General features: G+C 70.2%; 15 protein-coding genes. 3 read left to right on the forward strand and 12 right to left on the reverse strand.

Annotated features, from left to right (window positions below; translation table 11 throughout):
• Nucleotides 1–4: 4 nt before the first annotated feature.
• Genes BM060_RS24510 through BM060_RS24520 form a run of 3 tightly spaced genes read right to left on the reverse strand, consistent with a single transcriptional unit; the run spans nt 5 to nt 2,535 of the window.
• A complete protein-coding gene (locus BM060_RS24510; protein WP_074983938.1) occupies nt 5–913 on the reverse strand; it encodes an acetaldehyde dehydrogenase (acetylating) in 909 nt (302 codons plus the stop codon).
• A gap of 9 nt (nt 914–922) precedes the next feature.
• Nucleotides 923–1,714, reverse strand: coding sequence for a fumarylacetoacetate hydrolase family protein (locus BM060_RS24515; protein ID WP_074983941.1), 792 nt, complete (start codon nt 1,712–1,714; stop codon nt 923–925).
• Entirely contained in the window at nt 1,711–2,535 is an 825-nt protein-coding gene (locus tag BM060_RS24520) for an alpha/beta fold hydrolase (protein WP_074983944.1), read from the reverse strand. The genes BM060_RS24515 and BM060_RS24520 overlap by 4 nt, the downstream gene beginning before the upstream one ends.
• 290 nt (nt 2,536–2,825) lie before the next feature.
• Between BM060_RS24520 and BM060_RS24525 the strand changes: the two genes are divergently transcribed.
• Both BM060_RS24525 and BM060_RS24530 read left to right on the forward strand, forming a co-directional pair.
• A complete protein-coding gene (locus BM060_RS24525) occupies nt 2,826–3,596 on the forward strand; it encodes an SDR family oxidoreductase (protein ID WP_074983946.1) in 771 nt (256 codons plus the stop codon).
• A 4-nt stretch (nt 3,597–3,600) separates the two neighbouring features.
• Nucleotides 3,601–4,077: an SRPBCC family protein gene (locus tag BM060_RS24530; RefSeq protein WP_074983948.1), complete on the forward strand. Its 477-nt coding sequence runs from the start codon at nt 3,601–3,603 to the stop codon at nt 4,075–4,077.
• 662 nt (nt 4,078–4,739) lie between these two features.
• Here BM060_RS24530 and BM060_RS24535 read toward each other — a convergent pair.
• The 9 genes from BM060_RS24535 to pqqA all read right to left on the reverse strand — a co-directional run bounded on the left by BM060_RS24535 (nt 4,740) and on the right by pqqA (nt 14,303).
• Nucleotides 4,740–6,254: a sensor domain-containing diguanylate cyclase gene (locus tag BM060_RS24535; protein WP_074983951.1), complete on the reverse strand. Its 1,515-nt coding sequence runs from the start codon at nt 6,252–6,254 to the stop codon at nt 4,740–4,742.
• Between the two features lie 100 nt (nt 6,255–6,354).
• Nucleotides 6,355–8,052, reverse strand: coding sequence for a PAS domain-containing hybrid sensor histidine kinase/response regulator (locus BM060_RS24540; protein ID WP_074983953.1), 1,698 nt, complete (start codon nt 8,050–8,052; stop codon nt 6,355–6,357).
• Entirely contained in the window at nt 8,036–9,199 is a 1,164-nt protein-coding gene (gene ercA, locus BM060_RS24545; protein WP_074983955.1) for an alcohol dehydrogenase-like regulatory protein ErcA, read from the reverse strand. Before ercA ends, BM060_RS24540 begins: the two co-directional genes overlap by 17 nt.
• 81 nt (nt 9,200–9,280) lie before the next feature.
• Complete coding sequence (locus BM060_RS24550) at nt 9,281–11,113, reverse strand: alpha/beta hydrolase family protein (protein ID WP_074983958.1); 1,833 nt, start codon at nt 11,111–11,113, stop codon at nt 9,281–9,283.
• Between the two features lie 2 nt (nt 11,114–11,115).
• The gene (pqqE, locus tag BM060_RS24555; RefSeq protein WP_074983961.1) at nt 11,116–12,261 is read right to left on the reverse strand and encodes a pyrroloquinoline quinone biosynthesis protein PqqE; all 1,146 of its coding nucleotides are present in this window, start codon (nt 12,259–12,261) and stop codon (nt 11,116–11,118) included.
• Nucleotides 12,233–12,511 carry a pyrroloquinoline quinone biosynthesis peptide chaperone PqqD gene (gene pqqD / locus BM060_RS24560; protein WP_009622916.1) on the reverse strand — a complete coding sequence of 93 codons (279 nt, stop codon included), beginning with the start codon at nt 12,509–12,511 and terminating at the stop codon, nt 12,233–12,235. Before pqqD ends, pqqE begins: the two co-directional genes overlap by 29 nt.
• Nucleotides 12,511–13,257: a pyrroloquinoline-quinone synthase PqqC gene (gene pqqC, locus BM060_RS24565; protein ID WP_074983964.1), complete on the reverse strand. Its 747-nt coding sequence runs from the start codon at nt 13,255–13,257 to the stop codon at nt 12,511–12,513. Before pqqC ends, pqqD begins: the two co-directional genes overlap by 1 nt.
• 12 nt (nt 13,258–13,269) lie before the next feature.
• Nucleotides 13,270–14,184: a pyrroloquinoline quinone biosynthesis protein PqqB gene (gene pqqB, locus BM060_RS24570; protein WP_043271909.1), complete on the reverse strand. Its 915-nt coding sequence runs from the start codon at nt 14,182–14,184 to the stop codon at nt 13,270–13,272.
• 47 nt (nt 14,185–14,231) lie between these two features.
• Nucleotides 14,232–14,303 carry a pyrroloquinoline quinone precursor peptide PqqA gene (gene pqqA, locus BM060_RS24575; protein WP_003106462.1) on the reverse strand — a complete coding sequence of 24 codons (72 nt, stop codon included), beginning with the start codon at nt 14,301–14,303 and terminating at the stop codon, nt 14,232–14,234.
• A 391-nt stretch (nt 14,304–14,694) separates the two neighbouring features.
• Between pqqA and BM060_RS24580 the strand changes: the two genes are divergently transcribed.
• Nucleotides 14,695–16,608: a sigma-54-dependent Fis family transcriptional regulator gene (locus tag BM060_RS24580; protein ID WP_074983966.1), complete on the forward strand. Its 1,914-nt coding sequence runs from the start codon at nt 14,695–14,697 to the stop codon at nt 16,606–16,608.
• Nucleotides 16,609–16,866 lie beyond the last annotated feature (258 nt).

Below are 16,866 nucleotides of genomic sequence, written 5' to 3' on the forward strand. Positions count from 1 at the left end.
CTCCTCAGCGCGCCGGCAGTTGCAGGGCGCCCTTGTGGGCTTCTTCGGCGAACATCTCGGCGGTGCGCAGGCCGGCGGCGGTCATGATGTCGAGGTTGCCGGCGGACTTCGGCAGGTAGTCGCCCAGGCCCTCCACCTCCAGGTACACCGAGACGCGGTTGCCGTCGAACACCGGGCCGTTGATCAGCTTGTAGCCCGGCACGTAGCGCTGCACTTCGCGGATCATCGCGTGCACCGACTCGCGAATGGCCGCCTGGTCCGGCTCGCCGGCGGTCAGGCAGTGGATGGTGTCGCGCATCATCAGCGGCGGCTCGGCCGGGTTGATGACGATGATCGCCTTGCCCTGCTTCGCCCCACCGACCTGCTCGATGGCGCCGGCGGTGGTGCGGGTGAACTCGTCGATGTTCTTGCGCGTGCCCGGGCCCACCGAGCGCGAGGAAACCGTCGCGACAATCTCCGCGTAGTCCACCGCCTGCACCCGCGATACCGCGGCGACCATGGGGATGGTCGCCTGGCCGCCGCAGGTCACCATGTTGACGTTCATCGCCAGGTTGCCGGCGTGCTCGGCGAGGTTCACCGGCGGCACGCAAAAGGGCCCGATGGCCGCCGGGGTGAGGTCGACCATGATCACGCCCAGGGCGTTGAGCTTGCGGCTGTTCTCGGCGTGGACGTAGGCCGAGGTGGCGTCGAAGGCGATACGGATGTCGTCGTCCAGCACGTGCGGCAGCAGGCCGTCGACGCCCTCGGCGGTGGTCTTCAGGCCGAAGTCGCGGGCACGCTTGAGGCCGTCGGACTCGGGGTCGACGCCGACCATCCACACCGGTTCGATCCAGTCGGAACGGCGCATTTTCATCAGCAGGTCGGTGCCGATGTTGCCGGGGCCGATGATCGCGGCCCGGAGTTTCTTGCTCATGGGGAGCTCCTATGCACGGAAGGACACCCGGGCGCCGCCCAGGCCGTCGATGTCCAGTTCGAAGCGGTCGCCGGCGCGCGCCGGTTCCAGCGGCACCAGGGAGCCGGAGAGGATGATCTCGCCGGCCTTGAAGGGAATGCCGAAGGCGCCCAGGGTGTTGGCCAGCCAGGCCACCGCGGTGAGCGGGTTGCCCTGTACCGCCGAGCCCAGGCCCTCGCTGATCTGCTGGCCGTTCTTGCGCACGCGCATGCGCAGGTTGGGCAGGTCCAGCTCGCGCGGGTCGCGCTCCACCGCGCCGAGCACGAACACCCCGCAGGAGGCGTTGTCGGCGACGGTGTCCTGGATGCGGATGCGCCAGTCGTGGATGCGCGAGTCGACGATCTCGAAGCAGGCCATCACGCACTCGGTGGCTTCCAGCACATCGGCCTCGGTGACGCCGGGGCCTTTGAGGTCGCGCTTGAGGCGGAAGGCGATCTCGCCTTCGGCGCGCGGCTGGATCAGGCGGTTCTCCGCCAGCGAGATATCGGCGCCATCGGCGAACCACATCCGCCGGGTGATGAAGCCGAAGTCCGGCTGGTGCACGTTGAGCATGCGCTGCACGGCCGCGGAGGTGACGCCGATCTTCTTGCCCACCAGCTCGTCGCCGTCGGCCAGGCGCCGCTGCAGGATGCGCTGGGAGATGCGGTAGGCGTCGTCGATGCCGATCTGCGCCCAGCGCTCGGTGAGCGGCGTTATCGTGCGGCCTTCAACCAACGCAGCGTAAAGCTCGTCAGCGTGCTGGCGTTGCAGGGCCTCGCTCATGCCTTGGCCTCCGCCAGGAAGGCCAGGACCTCGCGGTTGAACAGCGCGCGGTGCTCCACCATCACCCAGTGCCCGCATTCGCTGAGCAGGATGAAGCGGATGTTGCGGCAGCTCTGCATCAGCGTCTGCGCGCCGCTGGCCGGGCAGAACCTGTCGTTCATGCCCCAGAAGCCGAGGATCGGGCAGGCCAGCTCGGCCAGCCGCGCGGACAGGTTCGGCACCTGCATGCGGGTGAGCACGCAGCGCGGCTGCTCCTGCACCACGGCGACGCGTTCATCGACCGTCTCGTCGCTGATCAGCGAAGCATCGTGGAGCTGCAGCGACAGCAGGCGGCGCATGCCCCCGGCATCGTTCAGCTCGCCATTGGCGAAGGCCGCGCCCATCTTCTGGATGCCTTCCATCTGCAGGTAGTACTGCTCCTTCTCCATCAGCCCGCCGGGCGCCATCAGCACCAGGCGCGCGATGCGCTGCGGCTGGTCGAGGGCCATCTTGATGGCGATGGCGCCGCCCAGGGAGTTGCCCACCAGGGTGCAGCGCTGCACGTCGAGGGCGTCGAGCAGGCCGAACATGGCCTCGACGAAGAAGTCCAGGGTGTAGTCGGTCTCGGGCTTGTCGCTGGCGCCGTAGCCGGGCAGGTCCGGCACCAGCGCGCGGTGGCCGGCGCCGGCGAAGTCCGGGTAGTTCTGCTTGAAGTTGCTGTGGCCGCTGGCCCCGGGGCCGCTGCCGTGGATGAACAGCACGGCATCGCCGCTGCCGCTGTCCAGGTAGTGCAACCGGAGTCCGTCGTTGAGGGTGACGAAGTGCCCTTGCGGCAAGGCCATGGCGTGGCTCCTGGGGTGGGGATGTGGCGGGATTATTTCGGCGGGGGGCGGGGGTGGCATCGTCCGAGAGGACTATTGGGGTTTGCGCCTGGATCGACGCCGTGCGAGGTGTGCGCATGGTCAACCGGCTCACCCTCGGCGTAGGGCGTACAACCGTTCGCGGTTGTACGCCGATACACCTCGTTTACCGTCAACGCCGTGGCCGAAACCGGGATTCCTAGTCCCTTCGGACGTGGGCACCCACCAGCACCCCGCCTAGCCTGGAAGCCTTTCGCGAAAGAGGACGACACATGACTCAAGCATTGGACTTCAGCGGCCAGGTGGTCCTGGTCACCGGCGGCGCCAAGGGCGTCGGCCGCGGCATCAGCCAGCGCTTCCTGGAACGCGGCGCCGAGGTGGTGATCTGCGGCCGCGAGGCCCCCGCGCAGCTGCCGAGCCACGCGGGCCGCGAAGCCTGGTTCGTGCCCTGCGACGTGCGCGACTTCGCCCAGCTGGAGGCGCTGATGGCGGCCATCGACGAGCGCCACGGGCGCCTCGACGTGCTGGTCAACAATGCCGGCGGCGCGCCCCATGCCGATGCCGCCGATGCCTCGCCGCGCTTCTCCGAGGCCATCGTCCGTCTCAACCTGCTGGCGCCGCTGAACCTCTGCCAGCTGGCCAACCAGCGTATGCAGAAACAGCCCAACGGCGGCTCGATCATCAACATCTGCAGCGTCAGCGCCACCCGCCCCTCCCCCGGCACCGCGGCCTACGGCGCGGCCAAGGCCGGACTGCTCGCCCTGGGCCGTTCGCTGGCAGTGGAATGGGCGCCGAAGGTACGCGTCAACGCGGTGATCGGCGGGCTGATCCGCACCGAGCAGAGCCACCTGCACTACGGCGACGAGGCCGGCCTGCAGCGCGTGGCCGCCACGGTGCCGCTGGGGCGCCTGGCCGAACCGGGCGACATCGGCGACGCCTGCCTGTACCTGGCTTCCCCGCTGGCGGCCTACGTCAGCGGCGCGGAACTGGCCCTGCACGGCGGCGGCGAGCGCCCCGCCTTCCTCGATGCGGCCCAGGGGTGAAGCCATGCTCAGCGCCCGCCACGAACTCATCCTCGACCTCACCCCGCAAGCCGCCTGGGCGCGCCTGCGCGACCTGAGCCTGGCGCCGCACTATGTGCCCGGCCTGACCGGCTGCGAATTCCACCCTGGCCCACGCGCGGGCCTGGGCGCCAGCCGCCGGGTGTTCATGAAGCGCGGCTACCTCGACGAAAGCGTGGCGCAGTGGGACGAAGGCCAGGGCCTGGTGCTGCGCCTGCATCGCGCCGAACAGGGGCCGCCCTTCCCTTTCCGCCAGGCGAGTTTCCGCTATGCCCTGCACCCCGAAGGCGAAGGCCGCACCCGCCTGAGCCTGAGCCTGGACGGCGAACTGCGCGGCGGAAGATTGGGCGAATGGCTGCTGGCCGGCGCGCTGCGCAGGACGGTGGCGAAGATCGCGGTGAACCTGAAGGCTTTCTACGAGACCGGGGAGACGCAGAATCCGGATTTCGCAAGTACGTCGTAGGAGTGGACTTTGTCCGCGATTCGGATTTCCGAGGGGGTCGAGGTTGGGGAGGGGTTGAGGCTCTGCAGAAGAGCGCCCTCTCCCCAGCCCTCGGCTGCGCGCCCCGCCCTGAAGGGAGAGGGGGCTGTCCTGAGCGAAGGGAGAATCCTGAGTCATCCTGATACTCCCATCTCCCCCTCGTCATTCCCGCGAACGCGGGAATCCAGTGACTGGCGGGTTCGCGAGCAAGCTCGCTCCTACGAAGAGCAAAAGCGGCTCTTGCTCTGGTTTTTGGTCTTCCAGAGAAACACCCGAGCGCACCGGAACGCCCCTTCAGAAGGCCGAGCGAAACCCGCGCTCAGGAGGTCATGCGACATGGATGTCGCGAGAGCCCCGTGGGCTACAGGGACGTACCCTCGGGGCGGGCCTCCGTGGCGGGGGAATTCGCGAGGGTAGCCCGACTCTGTCGGGCCCGTATGTCGGGGCAAGCCTTTTTGGTTCCTTTTTGCGGGGGTGGCCTTCCACCGTTTGACAAAAGGGACTCGCCCGAGGGGGCGAAACGAGAAGGTCGGGCAGACTCGGAGCGGCGCAGAAACACCCAAGCCAAGGCAGCTGGGTTCCCGCGTTCGCGGGAATGACGGGGGTTGAGGTTGGAGAGGAGGTTGAGAATCCGTAGCCCCCCATCACCCCTCCAGGCGCTCCACTTCCAGGCGATTACGCCCACCAGCCTTCGCACGATATAGAGCCCGGTCAGCAGCATTCACCAACTGCCACTCCTGCCCCCCTGCCACCGTAGCCGGAGCGGTGGCCAAGCCGACACTGGCAGTAACCACACCGAAGGGGCTCTCACGGTGCGCCAGCCGCTCACCCGCCAACCGCTGCAGGAAGGCCCTAGCCACCGCCTCAGCGCCAGCGCTGTCAGTGCTGGGCAGAATCACCGCCAACTCCTCGCCGCCATAGCGCGCCACCAGATCCCCCGGTCGCCGCACGCAGGCGGCTAGCAACCCCGCCACCACCTGCAGACAGTCATCGCCAGCCTGGTGTCCATAGCTATCGTTGTAACGCTTGAAGTGATCGATATCGACCAGCAACAGCGACAACGGCGCCCCCTCGCGGGCACAGCGCCGCGCCTCGGTGGCCAGGGTTTCGTCGAAGCTGCGGCGGTTGGCCAGCCCGGTCAGCGCGTCCTGGGCGGCGAGCACCCGTAGCTGGTCGTTGGCCCGCAGCAACTCCTCGCGGGCGGCGGCGAGCTGGCGGCTGGTGCGGGTGCGCTGGCGGATGTCGATGAGCAGGCGCTGGCCGGTCAGGCCGAGCACCGCCAGCAGCACCAGGACGATGCCGGCGTTGAGCTGGGCCTGCTTGCGCCAGTCCTGCAGGGCCTCCGCCTTGCTCAGCGCCACGGTGGTCACCAGCGGGTAGTGGTCGTTGCGGCGGAACACGTAGATGCGCTCCACGCCGTCGAAGCGCGAAGTGCTGCTGGCACTGCCGGAGTCGGCGTGGCGCAGGTAGTCGGTGAACAGCGGCGAGCCCGACAGGTCGCGGCCCAGGTCGGCCTCGCGGAAGGGGTAGCGCACCAGCAGCTGGCCGTTGCCCTGGGTCAGGCTCATGGCGCCGTGCTGGCCGATGTCCAGGCGGCCGAACAGGCTGAGGAAGTTCTCGATGCCGAGGGTGGTGGCCACCACGCCGGCGAAGCTGCCGTCGGGGTGGTCGAGGCGGCGGCTGACGGTGATCACCCACAAGCCGCTGGAGCGGCTGCGGATCGGCGGGCCGATGAAGATGTCCCGCGAGGGGTTGTCGCGGTGGTGGATGAAGAAGGCGCGGTCCGCGCTGTTCGCCCCCGGCGGGATGCTGCCATGGGACACCAGCAGCCAGCGGCCGTGCGCGTCGAACAGCGAGATGCCGACCACCTGGCTGAGCACCTTCTGCTGGCGCTCCAGCAGCCCCTGCAGGCGCGCCAGCTGCGCGGGGCCCAGACCGTCGCTCTCGACACGGTCGGCCAGGTCCAGCAGCAGCACCTCGCACTGGCGCACCACGCCCTCGGCGTAGGAGTCCAGCGCCTGGGTGAGGTTGAGCATGTCGGTGTTGACGTCGCGCAGGGTGCGCTCGCGCGACGACCAGGTCTGCCAGGCGGTCAGCAGGGCCAGGGAGACGCAGATCATGAACAGCAGCAGGGAGGCTACGCGGGTATCACGCTTCACGACATCACGGGCTCGACACGGGGTAATCCGTAGCGGACGGCATGGCCCGCGCACCCGGGTATTCTAGCCCGCATGGGCGAATCCGCCCATGACCGGCCGGTCAGGCCGGCGTATCGAGCAGCGCGCTGAGCACCGCGCGCAGCTTGCCCGGCTTCACCGGCTTGTTCAGCTGCGGGATGCCCAGGCGCTGCAGGGCGCGGCGGCATTCGTCGCTGCGGTCGGCGCTGATCATCACCGCGGGGATCTCGCGGCCGTAGTGGCGGCGCAGGTCGCGCACCAGCTCGCAGCCGGTGGCGCCGTGGTCCAGGTGGTAGTCGGCCAGTATCGCCTCCGGCGGCTGCGAGCCGAGCAGCGCCAGGGCGGCGTCGCGGTCGGTGGCGGTGAGCACCTCGCAGCCCCACTGGCCGAGCAGCGCGGCCATGCTGAAGAGGATCGAGGTTTCGTTGTCCACCACCAGCAGGCGCCGGCCCGGCAGCGGGTCGCCGGTGCTCGGGCGCGGCGCGGCATCGCCGCCGGCGCGCGGCGGCAGCGCCTCGGCCAGGGGCACTTCGAGGGCGAACAGCGAGCCGCGCCCGGGCACCGAGCGCACCTGCACCGCGCAGCCGAGCAACCCGGCGATGCGGTCGACGATGGCCAGGCCCAGGCCCACGCCCTGGCGCTCGGCGGCGCGGCCGGTATCGAGCTGGTTGAATTCGAGGAAGATCGCCTGCAACTGGTCCGCCGGGATGCCACGGCCGGTGCCCCACACCTCCAGGCGCACGCTGGCGCCGCGCCGTCGCGCGGCCAGCAATACGCCACCGCGCCCGGTGTAGCGGCAGGCGTTGCTGAGGAAGTTGCGCAGGATGCGCGACAGCAGGCGCGCGTCGGTGCGCACCGAGAGGTTGGGGATGCGCACGCGCCATTGCAGGCCGGACGACAGCGCCACGCTTTCGAACTCCGAGGCCAGCGGGCCGAGCAGTTCGTCCAGGCCATGGACGTCCAGGTCCGGGCGGATCGCGCTCTGGTCCAGGCGGGCGATTTCCAGCAGGTCGGTGAGCAGGTTTTCCGCGCCTTCCAGGGCCTGGTGGGTGCGCTCCACCAGTTGCTGCTCGGCGCCCGGCAGCTTCCGCTCGCGCAGGGTGGCCACCAGCAGGCGCGCGGCGTTGAGCGGTTGCAGCAGGTCGTGGCTGGCCGCCGCCAGGTACTTGTCCTTGCTGTGGTTGGCCGCCTCGGCGGCGTCGCGCGCCTCGCGCAGCTGCTGGTTCAGCGCTTCCAGCTCGCCGGTGCGTTCGGCCACGCGCTGCTCCAGTTCCTCGTTGAGGGTCTGCAGGCGCTGCTGGGCCAGGATGCGTTCGGTGATGTCGGCGACGAAGCCTTCCACCAGGCCCTCTTCGTCGGGCTTGAGCAGCAGGTTCATGAGCACGTCGACGTGGCTGCCGTCCTTGCGCAGCAGGCGCGTCTCGTAGCCGAACAGCCCGCCCTGCTCGCGCAGCAGGTCGCGGATGCGGCGCATCTCCGCCTCGCCGCCGGCGAACAGTTGCGTGGCCATGTCCTGCAGGTTCCACAACACCTGCTGCGGGTCGGCGTAGCCGAGCATCCGCGCCAGGGCCGGGTTGGCCGCGCGCAGGCCGTCGCTGAGGCTGGCCTGGAAGATGCCGTGCACGGCGTGCTCGAACAGCCACTTGTAGCGGTTGCGCTCGGTTTCCAGTTCCTCCAGGCGCGCCAGCAGCTCGGGGTAGTGGCTCTTGCGCGTGGAGTGGCTGCCCAGGCCGAGCAGCGCCGCCAGGGCGTCCTGCTGCGGCTCAGAGGGCCTCGCCATAGACCACCTCGACGTCGCGCTGGCTGGATTCGCGGGGGTTGGTGAGGATGCACGGGTCCTGCATGGCGTGGCGCGACAGGAAGGGGATGTCGGAGATGCCCACGCCGTGCGGGCCGAGGGTCTCGTGGAAGCCCACGGCGCGCTTGAGGGCGATCAGGTGCTCGACCAGGCGCTGGCGGATCTGCGCGTGGGTAAGGCCGCGGCAGTCGATGCCGAAGGTCTCGGCAATGACCTTGAAGCGCTCGGGCGCGGCGTTGTAGTTGAAGGCCACCACGTGCTCTACCAGCACGGCGTTGCACAGCCCGTGGGGCAGGTCGAGGTAGCCGCCGAGGCTGTGGGACATGGCGTGCACCGCGCCGAGGATGGCGTTGGAGAAGGCCAGCCCGGCCTGCATGCTGCCGAGCATGATCTTCTCGCGCAGGGTGATGTCGTCGGGGTTGGCGATCATCTGCACCAGGTTGCCGTCGATCAGGCGCATGGCCTCCAGCGCGTGGCTGTCGGTGAGCGGGCCGTGGCCGGTGGAGACGAAGGCCTCGATGGCGTGGACCAGGGCGTCGATGCCGGTGCAGGCGGAGAGGAAGCCGTCCATGCTCAGGGTGGTTTCCGGGTCGATCAGCGACACGTCGGGCACCACCGCCTTGCTCACCACCGAGAACTTCATGCGCTCGTCCTGGTTGGAGATGATGACGAACTGCGAGACGTCGGCCGAGGTGCCGGCGGTGGTGGGGATGAGGATCAGCGGCGGGCTGGGCACGCGCAGCTTGTCCACGCCCTCGAACTCGAGGATGTTGCGGCCGTGGGCGGCGACGATGCCGATGCCTTTGGCGCAGTCCATCGGGCTGCCGCCGCCGACCGCGACTATCACGTTGCAGCCCTCGCTGCGGTAGATGTCGGCGCCGCGCATCACTTCTTCCACGCGCGGGTTGGGCGAGACGTCGGTGTACAGGCAGTGGTCGATGCCCTGCCCGGCCAGGCTGGCCTGCACGTCGGCCACCCAGCCGGCGGCGAGCACGCCGGGGTCGGACACCAGCAGCACCTTGCGGGCGCCGAAGGTCTTGGCGTAGTTGGCGACGGTGTGCCGGCAGCCGGCACCGAAGATGATCTCTGGCGAGACGAATTTGCGCAGCAGGCTGAGGTCGTGGCTCATGGGGTGCTTGTTCTTGTTATGAAATATTTCCGCGAGCCTACTGCATCCTGCGCTGATTGCAATGCGACCTTGGCCCGGCCGTCAGCCGCCCAGCAGCGCGCGGTAGAAGCGCCACTCGGCGTCCAGCGCGTGGGCCAGGTTGGCCGCCTGTCGGAAGCCGTGGCGCTCGCCGGGGTACAGGTGGCATTCCACGGCCAGGCCGCGCTGGCGCAGGCTGGCGACCATGGCCTGGGTCTGCTCGGGCACCACCACGGCGTCCAGCTCGCCCTGGAAGAAGATCACCGGCGCCTGGATGCGCGCGGCGTGCAGCAGCGGCGTGCGCGCCCGGTAGCGGCGGGCGTCGCGTTGCGGGTCGCCGATCAGCCAGTCGAGGTAGTCGGCCTCGAACTTGTGCGTCACCCGCCCCAGCGCCAGCGGGTCGCTGACGCCGTAGAGACTGGCGCCGCCGCGGAAGCCGCCGACGAAGGCCAGGGCGCAGAGCGCGCTGTAGCCGCCGGCGCTGGCGCCGCGGACGAACACCCGCTGGCGGTCGATCACCCCGTCGGCGGCCAGTTGCACCACCGCCGCCCAGATGTCCTGCACCTCCGCCCTGCCCCATTCGCCGCGCAGCCGTTCGCGGTAGGCGCGGCCGAAGTTGGCGCTGCCGCGGTAGTTGAGGTCGGCCACGGCGAAGCCGCGCTGGGTCCAGAACTGGATGCGCGCGTCGAACGCCGGGTAGCAGGCCGAAGTGGGCCCGCCATGCAGGAACACCACCAACGGCGGCCGCCGCCCCGCCGGGCCGCGGCACTGGGCGTTGCGCGGCGGGTAGAAGAAGCCGTGGCCGCGCTCGTTGCCGGCCACCGGGTAGCCGAAGGGTTGTGGGCGCGATAGCTCGGCCTCGTCCAGCGGATGTTCGCCGCCGGCGATTACTTGCACGTGGCCACTCTCGCGGCCGATGGCCAGCAGCGCCGGCAGGCGGTCCTCGGCGGCGGCGATGCAGTAGAAGTGGGTGGCGTCGGCGACCAGGGCGCGGAAGCGCGAGAAGTCCGGGGCCAGGCGCCGTTCGCCGCCATCGGCCGCGCGCAGCACCAGCAGCCCGCGGCCTTCCTCGAAACGGCTCAGCAGCATCTCGCCATTGGCCAGCGGCAGATAGCTGCGCCCGCCCAGCTGCCAGGGCGCCGGGGCATGGTCGGCGGCAGCGAAGGCACCGGCCTGCCCGTCCTCGGCCTCGGGGCGCCACCAGCCGCTGCGGTCGCTGAGCCAGTGCAGGCGGCCCTGGTCGTCGAAGCGCGGTTGCTGGATGGATTCTTCGCCGCCCTCGCCCGCCAGGCAGCAGCGCTCGCCATCCCGCAGCAGGCACAGGCGCGTGGCGGTCCAGGGCTGTTGCGGGCGGTCCCACTCCACCCAGACGATGCGCGACGCGTCGAAGCAGGCTGTCGGCGCGGCGTAGAAGTCCGCGCCTTCGGCGATGACCTGGCGCGCACCATCGGCGTCCAGGCGCACGATGCGGTGGATCACGGCATCGTTCTCGCGGCTTTCCTCCACCGTCAGCAGCGCATTCCAGGCCGCCACGTAGTGCAGGTCGCCATAGCGGCACTGCGGGCGCTCGGTCAACTGCCGGGGCGCCTCGCCGAAGCGCAGCCAGCGCACCTGCTGGTCGCCCTCCTCCACCCAGGCCACGCCCTCGGCCGTGGCGCAGCAGGCGCCGCCGCCGTATTCGTAGAGGCGGCTGCGCGCCGAGGCGCCGGGCGGCGTCAGTTCCTGTAGCGCGCCATCGCGCCACAGGTACAGGCGGCAACGCGCGCTGCGCGGCTCGAACTCCAGCCACAACAGCCCGCCGTGGGCCGCGTGCAGTTCGGCGAAGTCGCGCCCCGCCGCCACCGCGCGCTCGGCGCTCCAGGCGCTGGTCCAGTCGCCATGGGCCAGGCTGCGCACCCTCAGGCCTTGCAGATCAGCTGCGAGGCGCGCTGGTTGCGCCAGGTCAGCTGGTCCAGGCCCAGCGGCGCTTCCTCGGCCTGGCGCCGGGCGTCGAGAATCTTCCCGTGGTGGGCCGACTTGGCGCACACCGGGTCGGTGGCGTCGGCGTCGCCGGTGAGCATGTAGGCCTGGCAGCGGCAGCCGCCGTGGTCGCGTTCCTTCTCCGAGCAGGAGCGGCACGGCTCGGGCATCCAGGCGTCGCCGCGGTAGCGGTTGAAGCCGAAGGACTCGTACCAGATGTGCTGCAGGCTGTGCTCGCGCACGTTGGGGAACTGCACCGGCAATTGCCGCGCGCTGTGGCACGGCAGCGCGGTGCCGTCGGGGGTGACGTCGAGGAACACGCTGGCCCAGCCGCCCATGCAGGCCTTGGGGCGCTCCTCGTAGTAGTCCGGGGTGACGAAGATCAGCTTGCAGGGGTTGCCTTCGGCGGCCAGGCGCTCGCGGTATTCGTGGGTGATGCGCTCGGCGCGTTCCAGCTGCGCGCGGGTGGGCAGCAGGCCGGCGCGGTTGAGTTCGGCCCAGCCGTAGAACTGGCAGGTGGCGAGTTCGACGAAGTCGGCCTCAAGCTCTATGCACAGCTCGATGATCCGCCCGATGTTGTCGATGTTGTGCCGGTGGGTGACGAAGTTGAGCACCATCGGGTAGCCGTGGGCCTTCACCGCGCGGGCCATGGCCAGCTTCTGGGCGAAGGCCTTGCGCGAGCCGGCGAGCAGGTTGTTCACCTCCTCGTCGGCGGCCTGGAAGCTGATCTGGATGTGGTCCAGCCCGGCTTCGGCGAACTGCGCCAGGCGAGCCTCGCTCAGGCCGATGCCGGAGGTGATCAGGTTGGTGTAGAAACCCAGCCCGCGGGCCGCGCCGATCAGCTCGGCGAGGTCCTGGCGCAGCAGCGGCTCGCCGCCGGAAAAGCCCAACTGCGCGGCGCCCAGCTCGCGGGCCTGGCGGAACACCTCGATCCACTCGGCGGTGGAAAGTTCGCCGCCCTGCCTGGCGAAGTCCAGCGGGTTGGAGCAGTACGGGCACTGCAGCGGGCAGCGGTAGGTCAGCTCGGCCAGCAGCCACAGCGGCGGGCCGGCGCTTTCAGTGCAGCTCGATCCAGAATTGCGCATGGGCCACCTCGAGGAACGCCAGGATGTCTTCGTCGATGCCCGGCACGCCGGGGAAGCTCTTGCTCAGCTCGGCGATGATGGCCGCCACGTCGCGCTGGCCATCGATGCGCTGGAGGATTTCCCCGGCGCTGTCGTTGAGCTTGACCATGCCTTCGGGGTAGAGCAGCACGTGGCAGCCCTGGGCCGGTTCGAATTGCAGGCGGAAGCCGCGGCGGATGCGCGGCACGCTGTCCAGCGCGGGCAGGCTCATCACAGCAGCCCCCTGTGCCAGATGCGCTCGCGGGTCACCGTGTGGTACGGCGGGCGGCCCAGCTCGTAGGCCATGCTCATGGCGTCGAGCATGCTCCAGAGCACGTCGAGCTTGAACTGCAGGATATCCAGCATGCGCGCCTGGGCCTCGCGGGTGCGGTAGTGCTCCAGGGTGATGCGCAGGCCGTGCTCGACGTCGCGGCGGGCCTGGGACAGGCGGCTGCGGAAGTAGTCGTAGCCGGCCGCGTCTATCCAGGGGTAGTGCTGCGGCCAGGCGTCCAGCCGCGACTGGTGGATCTGCGGGGCGAACAGCTCGGTCAGCGAGCTGCTGGCCGCTTCCTGCCAGCTGGCGCGGCGGGCGAAGTTGACGTAGGCGTCCACGGCGAAGCGCACGCCGGGCAGCACCAGTTCCTGCGACAGCACCTGTTCGCGCTCCAGCCCCACCGCCTCGGCCAGGCGCAGCCAGGCCTCGATGCCGCCGGGTTCGCCGGGGCGGCCGTCGTGGTCGAGGATGCGCTGCACCCATTCGCGGCGGGTGTCGCGGTCCGGGCAGTTGGCGAGGATGGCGGCGTCCTTCAGCGGGATGTTCAGCTGGTAGTAGAAGCGGTTGGCCACCCAGCCCTGGATCTGCTCGCGGGTGCAGCGGCCCTCGTACATGGCCACGTGGAACGGGTGGTGGATGTGATAGCAGGCGCCCTTGGCGCGTAGCGCCTGCTCGAATTCGGCGGGGCTCATGGCGGCGTTCATCGCGCGCTCCCTCTACAGATGGATGGCCATACCGTCCCAGGCCACTTCGACGCCGCGGGCGTCCAGTTCGGCGCGTTCGGGCGAGGCCGGGTCGAGGATGGGGTTGGTGTTGTTGATGTGGATGAGCACCTTGCGCGGCCCGGGCACGCCGTCCAGCACTTCGAGCATGCCGCCGGGGCCGCTCTGAGCCAGGTGGCCCATCTCGCTGCCGAGCTTGTCGCCCACTTCGCAGCGGCGCATCTCGTCGTCGCGCCACAGGGTGCCGTCCACCAGCAGGCAGTCGGCGCGGCGCATCCAGCCCAGCAGCGCCTCGTCCACCTGGCCCAGGCCGGGGGCGTAGAACAGTTTGCCGCCGCTGCCCAGGTCCTCGACGAACAGGCCGATGTTGTCGCCCGGGTGCGGGTCGTGGCGGTGCGGCGAATACGGCGGCGCGGCGCTGCGCAGCGGGATGGCGGTGAAGCGCAGGTTCGGGCAGGCGGGCACGGTGAAGGGCGCGCCGTCCAGCTCGATCAGGTGGTGGCGCAGGCCGCCGTTCCAGTGCTGCAGCATGTTGAATAGCGGGAAGCCGCTGGTCAGGTCCTGGTGGACCATCTGCGTGCACCAGACGTCGTGCGGGCAGCCCTCGCGCAGGCTGAGCAGACCGGTGCAGTGGTCGATCTGGCTGTCCAGCAGGAGGATGCCGGCGATGGCCGTGTCGCGCACCTTGCGCGCCGGCTGCAAGGCCGGGAAGGCGGCGAGCTGGGCGCGGATGTCGGGCGATGCGTTGCAGAGAATCCAGCGCTCGCCGTCGTCGGACAGGGCGATGGACGACTGGGTGCGCGGCTGCGCCAGCACCTGGCCGCTGCGCACGCCGTGGCAGTTGCGGCAGTTGCAGTTCCACTGCGGGAAGCCGCCACCGGCGGCCGAACCGAGAATACGGATGTGCATGACAGTGCCCCGTGGGCAGGGGCCCCGGAAGACCGGGGCCGGGTGGATCAGCGGTTGGCGAAGTACAGGGTCACTTCGAAGCCAAGGCGCAGGTCGGTGAAGCTAGGCTTGGTCCACATGGGTCTGTCCTCTTCTTGTTGGCCGGCGATTCCGGCAGGTCGAGTTAAACACCAGGGGGGAGCCCTCCGAATGATACTTTCGAAGGAGTTTTCCCCCTGATTTGGTAGGGAGGGTGCGACAGCTGTCGCGCCCGCCCGCTACAGGTGTCGCGCGGGGCGCGACAACCGTTCCCGGCGCCGCCCTCGCGCGGCGCGCTGAACCCTGGCGCCGCGCGGGGCGCCTCTTGTCCGTACAGGCGGCACGGGCCTTGCTCGGTTCCTCGCCGTTCGGCGGGCGCCTGACTAGACTTGCCTGCCTGCGCCGGTCCGTTCGCCCGGCAAGCCCCGCCGAACGGCACCTGACAACAACAAAGCGCCGCAGCACGGCTGACGGCGCCCGGGAGTAGTACCCATGAACGAGCATGCCCTGGACAACTGCCCGAACGACCTCGCCAGCTTCATCGCCGACCACTTCGGCGAGCGCGACCTGCAACCGGAGGACGCCATCGCCCGCTCCTGGTACCGCAGCGTGGTGCAGCACCACCTGGACCCGCGCGCCAGCGCCGAGAAACACATCCTCACCGCCGGCGAAATCCGCGAGCACCAGGCCCAGCACGAGGAATATCTGGCCATCGCCGGCCAGGGCGTCAGCGGCCTGGCCCGGCGCGTCACCCCGGCCGGCTTCGCCGTGCTGCTCAGCGACGAGCAGGGCGTCACCCTCGACGCCCGCCTGCCGGCGCAGCGCGACCGCTATACCCAGGCCGGGCTGATCGTCGGCGCGCGCTGGGACGAGTCGGTGGCCGGCACCAACGGCATCGGCACCGCCCTGGCCGCCGCCGCGCCGCTGACCATCCACCGCCAGGAGCACTTCCTGGTCAGCAACTTCCGCCTGAGCTGCTCGGTGGCGCCGATCTACGACGCCCAGCACAACCTGCGCGGCTGCCTCAATGCCACCTGCCTGAACAGCGGCGGGCCCAAGGAGGCGCAGTACCTCACCCTGCAACTGGTCATCCTCTACGCCCGGCTGATCGAGAACGCCGCCTTCCGCCAGCGCTACCGCGACCGCCTGACGCTCTCGGTGAAGGCCCGCGACGAGGTCGCCGACCTGGCCGCCGAGCAGCTGCTGGCCCTGGACGAGCGCGGCCGGGTGATCGGCGCCAACCACGCCGCCTTCGCCGCCAGCCCCGGCGAGCTGCTGGGCAGCCGCATCGAGCAGTTGCTGGCCAGCGACCTCGACCAGCTGCTGGCCCTGAGCCAGGGCGGCGCCCGCGCCGTGCGCCTGCGCACCCTGGGCGACGAGGCGGCGGTGGAGGTCGGCCTGCGCATGCCCGCCGGCCTGCCGCGGCGCAGCGCCCCGCCCGCATCGGCCAAGGCCGGCGAGCACCCGGACCTGGCGCGCCTGGCCGGTGCCGACCCACGCCTGCAGGAGGGCGTGCGGCGCCTGCGCAAGGTGCTGGACAAGGGCATCGCCATCCTGCTCAACGGCGAGACCGGCACCGGCAAGGAGGCCTTCGCCCGCGCCATCCACCAGGCCAGCGCGCGCCGCGCCGGGCCCTTCGTGGCGCTGAACTGCGCGGCCATCCCCGAAAGCCTGATCGAGAGCGAGCTGTTCGGCTACCGCGGCGGCAGCTTCACCGGCGCCAGCAAGAAGGGCATGAAGGGCAAGCTGGAGCTGGCCAACGGCGGCACCCTGTTCCTCGACGAGATCGGCGACATGCCGGCGCACCTGCAGACGCGCCTGCTGCGCGTGCTGGCCGAGCGCGAGATCCTCCCGCTGGGCGCCGAGACGCCGGTGGCGCTGGACGTGCAGGTGGTCTCGGCGACGCACCAGGACCTGGCCGCGATGATCCAGGCCCGCGGCTTCCGCGAGGACCTGTTCTACCGCCTGGCCGGCATGACCCTGCAGTTGCCGGCCCTGCGCGAGCGCAGCGACCGCGAGGCGCTGGTCGAGCAGCTGCTGGCCGCCATCGACCCCGCGCTGCGCCTGGCGCCGGAAGCGCGCGAACGCCTGCGCGCGCAGCCCTGGCCGGGCAACATCCGCCAGTTGCTCAACTGCCTGCGCTACGCCGCGGCCCTGGCCGAGGACGGCGTCATCGACCTCGACTGCCTGCCCGCCGAACTGCATCAGCCGGCCCTCGTCGTGGCCACGCCCAGCGGCGCCCTGGCCGCGCGCCTGGACGACACCGAGGCGAGCCACCTGCTGGCCGCGCTGCGCGAACGGCAGTGGAACATCAGCGCGGTGGCCGAGCACTTCGGCGTGGCCCGCTCGACCCTGTATCGGAAGATGAAGAAGCACGGCATCGTCCAGCCCAACGCGTTGTATTGAGCGCATCCCTTTTCCCTGCGTCCGCTTTGCCCGCGGGCATGACCCGCTTCCCACATCACCGGCTGGCGGCGATTTTTTGTAGGAGCGAGCTTGCTCGCGAACCGCATGGCACCATGTTTGTTCGCGAGCAAGCTCGCTCCTACGAAGAGCACCTCGGCGCAGTCCCGTAGGATGGGTTGAGCGAAGCGATACCCATCGCCACGACTCTGCGCTCAGGCTGTCACGGGCATGGCCCGCTTCCCACATCACCGGCTGGCG

The sequence above is a fragment of the Pseudomonas citronellolis genome (assembly GCF_900112375.1).
GTDB classification, from domain to species: domain Bacteria; phylum Pseudomonadota; class Gammaproteobacteria; order Pseudomonadales; family Pseudomonadaceae; genus Pseudomonas; species Pseudomonas citronellolis.